Here is a 5688-nt window from a genome sequence, read left to right as displayed (position 1 = left end):
ATTTTCGATCACTCTCGTTGTGAAGCATCTTTTGTGGTGTGGAGGCGGGGTGTGTCCGATTCTTGAGAACTCAACAGCGTGCACTATGTTCAATGCCAATTTTATATCCTGGTCAGGTTTTCGGATCTGGTTGGGTTTCCTTTGGAAATTGATGTCAGTTTCCGGCTTTCGGGTCGGAGGGATGTCGTATTTGCTGGAGGTCAAACTTGACTTTCCTTCTCTTCGGGGTTGGGGGTCGTAATTTTTTTACGGAGAGTTTGATCCTGGCTCAGGACGAACGCTGGCGGCGTGCTTAACACATGCAAGTCGAACGATGAAGCCTAGCTTGCTGGGTGGATTAGTGGCGAACGGGTGAGTAACACGTGAGTAACCTGCCCTTGACTCTGGGATAAGCGCTGGAAACGGCGTCTAATACCGGATACGACCTGCCCCGGCATCGGGTGTGGGTGGAAAGTTTTTCGGTCAAGGATGGACTCGCGGCCTATCAGCTTGTTGGTGAGGTAATGGCTCACCAAGGCGACGACGGGTAGCCGGCCTGAGAGGGTGACCGGCCACACTGGGACTGAGACACGGCCCAGACTCCTACGGGAGGCAGCAGTGGGGAATATTGCACAATGGGCGCAAGCCTGATGCAGCAACGCCGCGTGGGGGATGACGGCCTTCGGGTTGTAAACCTCTTTTAGTAGGGAAGAAGGGCTTCGGCTTGACGGTACCTGCAGAAAAAGCACCGGCTAACTACGTGCCAGCAGCCGCGGTAATACGTAGGGTGCAAGCGTTGTCCGGAATTATTGGGCGTAAAGAGCTCGTAGGCGGTTTGTCGCGTCTGCTGTGAAAACCCGAGGCTCAACCTCGGGCCTGCAGTGGGTACGGGCAGACTAGAGTGCGGTAGGGGAGAATGGAATTCCTGGTGTAGCGGTGGAATGCGCAGATATCAGGAGGAACACCGATGGCGAAGGCAGTTCTCTGGGCCGTTACTGACGCTGAGGAGCGAAAGCGTGGGGAGCGAACAGGATTAGATACCCTGGTAGTCCACGCCGTAAACGTTGGGAACTAGATGTGGGGACCTTTCCACGGTCTCCGTGTCGCAGCTAACGCATTAAGTTCCCCGCCTGGGGAGTACGGCCGCAAGGCTAAAACTCAAAGGAATTGACGGGGGCCCGCACAAGCGGCGGAGCATGCGGATTAATTCGATGCAACGCGAAGAACCTTACCAAGGCTTGACATATACCGGAAACTTCCAGAGATGGTTGCCCCGCAAGGTCGGTATACAGGTGGTGCATGGTTGTCGTCAGCTCGTGTCGTGAGATGTTGGGTTAAGTCCCGCAACGAGCGCAACCCTCGTTCTATGTTGCCAGCACGTTATGGTGGGAACTCATAGGAGACTGCCGGGGTCAACTCGGAGGAAGGTGGGGATGACGTCAAATCATCATGCCCCTTATGTCTTGGGCTTCACGCATGCTACAATGGCCGGTACAAAGGGCTGCGATACCGTAAGGTGGAGCGAATCCCAAAAAGCCGGTCTCAGTTCGGATTGAGGTCTGCAACTCGACCTCATGAAGTCGGAGTCGCTAGTAATCGCAGATCAGCAACGCTGCGGTGAATACGTTCCCGGGCCTTGTACACACCGCCCGTCAAGTCATGAAAGTCGGTAACACCCGAAGCCAGTGGCCTAACCGTGAGGAGGGAGCTGTCGAAGGTGGGATCGGTGATTAGGACTAAGTCGTAACAAGGTAGCCGTACCGGAAGGTGCGGCTGGATCACCTCCTTTCTAAGGAGCATCTGGATACGGCGCTCTACGGGGCGTGTCGGTTCCAGGCGCCAGATCGAAGCGAATGTCTTCGCTGGTTGCTCATGGGTGGAACATTGGACTAGGTGCTTGATGAGATTCGTCTCGTGTTAGTACGGCCTCGGGTTGGGAACGCATGGTCGGGTGGAGTTGGGTGCATGCACGCTGTTGGGTCCTGAGGGACCGGGCCTGCTGGCTTCTTCGGAAGGCGGCTGGATCTCGACTCTCTGGATCCTTTTCTCATGCCTGGGTGTGTGGGGGAGGGGTACCGCCCGTATTTTGAGAACTACACAGTGGACGCGAGCATCTTAGATCCGTCACCCTTGCAGGTGTCGGATCGACAAGATTCGCATGATTCGGCTTTTGGGCTGGGTTGTGCAAATCATTGGATCTGCAACTTTTCGAGTTGTAGTTTCTTAACTCATGTGATTAGCAAGTTTTTAAGAGCAAACGGTGAATGCCTTGGCATCTGGAGCCGAAGAAGGACGTCGTAATCTGCGATAAGCCTCGGGGAGTTGATAAACGAGCTGTGATCCGAGGATTTCCGAATGGGGAAACCCCGCCAGGCCCTTTGTGGTGACCTGGTGACTCCCGCCTGAATATATAGGGCGGGTAGAGGGAACGTGGGGAAGTGAAACATCTCAGTACCCACAGGAAGAGAAAACAACAGTGATTCCGTTAGTAGTGGCGAGCGAACGCGGAAGAGGCTAAACCGAGTCATGTGTGATACCCGGCAGGGGTTGCATGGTCGGGGTTGTGGGACTTTTCGTCGTGTTCTGCCGAGCACGGAGCGTTACAGCGCATCATAGACGAACAGGTTTGAATGCCTGGCCAGAGCGGGTGCGAGCCCCGTAGTCGAAATGGTGTTATGGCGTGGAGAGTATCCCAAGTAGCACGGGGCCCGAGAAATCCCGTGTGAATCTGTCAGGACCACCTGATAAGCCTAAATACTCCCAGATGACCGATAGCGGACAAGTACCGTGAGGGAAAGGTGAAAAGTACCCCGGGAGGGGAGTGAAATAGTACCTGAAACCGTTTGCTTACAAACCGTCGGAGCCTCCTTGTTGGGGTGACGGCGTGCCTTTTGAAGAATGAGCCTGCGAGTTAGTGCTCTGTGGCGAGGTTAACCCGTGTGGGGCAGCCGTAGCGAAAGCGAGTCCGAATAGGGCGATGTAGTCGCAGGGTCTAGACCCGAAGCGAAGTGATCTATCCATGGCCAGGTTGAAGCGACGGTAAGACGTCGTGGAGGACCGAACCCACTTCAGTTGAAAATGGAGGGGATGAGCTGTGGATAGGGGTGAAAGGCCAATCAAACTTCGTGATAGCTGGTTCTCTCCGAAATGCATTTAGGTGCAGCGTTGTGTGTTTCTTGCCGGAGGTAGAGCTACTGGATGGCCGATGGGGCCCAAAAGCTTACTGACGTCAGCCAAACTCCGAATGCCGGTAAGTGAGAGCGCAGCAGTGAGACTGTGGGGGATAAGCTTCATAGTCGAGAGGGAAACAACCCAGACCACCAACTAAGGTCCCTAAGCGCGTGCTAAGTGGGAAAGGATGTGGAGTTGCACAGACAACCAGGAGGTTGGCTTAGAAGCAGCCACCCTTGAAAGAGTGCGTAATAGCTCACTGGTCAAGTGATTCCGCGCCGACAATGTAACGGGGCTCAAGCACGCCACCGAAGTTGTGGCATTGACATTAGTGGTAGGCCTTCGTGGTCCAGCCGTGTTGATGGGTAGGAGAGCGTCGTGTGGCGAGTGAAGCGGCGGTGTGAACCAGCCGTGGACGCCACACGAGTGAGAATGCAGGCATGAGTAGCGAAAGACGGGTGAGAAACCCGTCCTCCGGAAGACCAAGGGTTCCAGGGTCAAGCTAATCTTCCCTGGGTAAGTCGGGACCTAAGGCGAGGCCGACAGGCGTAGTCGATGGACAACGGGTTGATATTCCCGTACCGGCGAAGAACCGCCCAAGATAATCCAGTAGTGCTAAGTATCTGAATCCCAGTGATGGATCCCTTCGGGGTGAAGCGTTGGGCCTAGCGTACGACCCCGTGCTGGTGCGTTTAGCGTGTTAACAGGTGTGACGCAGGAAGGTAGCCGAGCCGGGCGATGGTTGTCCCGGTCTAAGGATGTAGGGCGAACGATAGGCAAATCCGTCGTTCATGAGCCTGAGATCTGATGGGTAGACGCAAGTCGAAATCGGTGATCCTCTGCTGCCAAGAAAAGCATCGACGCGAGGTTCTAGCTGCCCGTACCCCAAACCGACTCAGGTGGTCAGGTAGAGAATACCAAGGAGATCGAGAGAATCGTGGTTAAGGAACTCGGCAAAATGCCCCCGTAACTTCGGGAGAAGGGGGGCCTGAGGCGTGAACGGACTTGCTCCGGGAGCGTTCGATGGCCGCAGAGACCAGTGGGAAGCGACTGTTTACTAAAAACACAGGTCCGTGCTAAGTCGCAAGACGATGTATACGGACTGACGCCTGCCCGGTGCTGGAAGGTTAAGAGGAACGGTTAGCCGTGAGGCGAAGCTGAGAATTTAAGCCCCAGTAAACGGCGGTGGTAACTATAACCATCCTAAGGTAGCGAAATTCCTTGTCGGGTAAGTTCCGACCTGCACGAATGGCGTAACGACTTCCCAGCTGTCTCAACCGCGAACTCGGCGAAATTGCATTACGAGTAAAGATGCTCGTTACGCGCAGCAGGACGGAAAGACCCCGTGACCTTTACTATAGTTTGGTATTGGTGTTCGGTGTGGCTTGTGTAGGATAGGTGGGAGACGTTGAAGTGGGCACGCTAGTGTTCGTGGAGTCATTGTTGAAATACCACTCTGGTCACTCTGGATATCTAACTTCGGACCCTAATCGGGTTCAGGGACAGTGCCTGATGGGTAGTTTAACTGGGGCGGTTGCCTCCTAAAGAGTAACGGAGGCGCCCAAAGGTTCCCTCAACCTGGTTGGCAATCAGGTGTCGAGTGTAAGTGCACAAGGGAGCTTGACTGTGAGACTGACAAGTCGAGCAGGGACGAAAGTCGGGACTAGTGATCCGGCAGTGGCTTGTGGAAGCGCTGTCGCTCAACGGATAAAAGGTACCTCGGGGATAACAGGCTGATCTTGCCCAAGAGTCCATATCGACGGCATGGTTTGGCACCTCGATGTCGGCTCGTCGCATCCTGGGGCTGGAGTAGGTCCCAAGGGTTGGGCTGTTCGCCCATTAAAGCGGTACGCGAGCTGGGTTTAGAACGTCGTGAGACAGTTCGGTCCCTATCCGCTGCGCGCGTAGGAAATTTGAGAAGATCTATCCCTAGTACGAGAGGACCGGGATGGACGAACCTCTGGTGTGTCAGTTGTTCCGCCAGGAGCACCGCTGATTAGCTACGTTCGGAACGGATAACCGCTGAAAGCATCTAAGCGGGAAGCCGGCTTCGAGATGAGATTTCCATCCCTTCGGGGGAGAGGCTCCCAGCCAGACGACTGGGTTGATAGGCCGGATGTGGAAGACAGGACTAAAGACTGTCGGAGCTGACCGGTACTAATAAGCCGATAACTTGATAATCATTACACTCATACCGTTGTGAAGGCTGGTAGGAGTGGTCAAAGATTGCTTGCGTCCACTTTGTGGTTCCCAGAATACGGGTACCCCGGCACTGCAAGGTGCGGAACATAATTGAAGACACGCATGACGTGTAACCCCAAGATTTGACCACCCGCCTCGGTGCGGGTCGGTCGCGAGGGTTACGGCGGCTATAGCGAGAGGGAAACGCCCGGTCACATTCCGAACCCGGAAGCTAAGACTCTCAGCGCCGATGGTACTGCAGGGGGGACCCTGTGGGAGAGTAGGACACCGCCGGACACCATTCACGATGGCCACCCAGACACCTGGGTGGCCATCGCTGTTTAACCAGGACAGTAC

General features: G+C 55.1%; 3 rRNA genes. All 3 read left to right on the top strand.

Annotated elements, in window-relative coordinates:
• Positions 1 to 245 precede the first annotated feature (245 nt).
• The 3 genes from ACH61_RS13620 (at position 246) to rrf (ending at position 5628) form a co-directional block, all read left to right on the top strand.
• Positions 246 to 1768, top strand: a 16S ribosomal RNA gene (locus tag ACH61_RS13620).
• Between the two features lie 448 nt (positions 1769 to 2216).
• A 23S ribosomal RNA gene (locus tag ACH61_RS13615) occupies positions 2217 to 5331 on the top strand.
• Between the two features lie 180 nt (positions 5332 to 5511).
• Positions 5512 to 5628 (top strand): 5S ribosomal RNA (gene rrf, locus ACH61_RS13610).
• Together the 16S, 23S and 5S rRNA genes form the textbook arrangement of a ribosomal RNA operon.
• The last annotated feature ends 60 nt before the right edge of the window (positions 5629 to 5688 follow it).

The organism is Rathayibacter tanaceti (assembly GCF_001634385.1).
Lineage (GTDB): Bacteria > Actinomycetota > Actinomycetes > Actinomycetales > Microbacteriaceae > Rathayibacter > Rathayibacter tanaceti.
The sequence above is the reverse complement of the archived record's forward strand: the minus strand, read 5'-3'. Positions and strand labels throughout refer to the sequence as shown.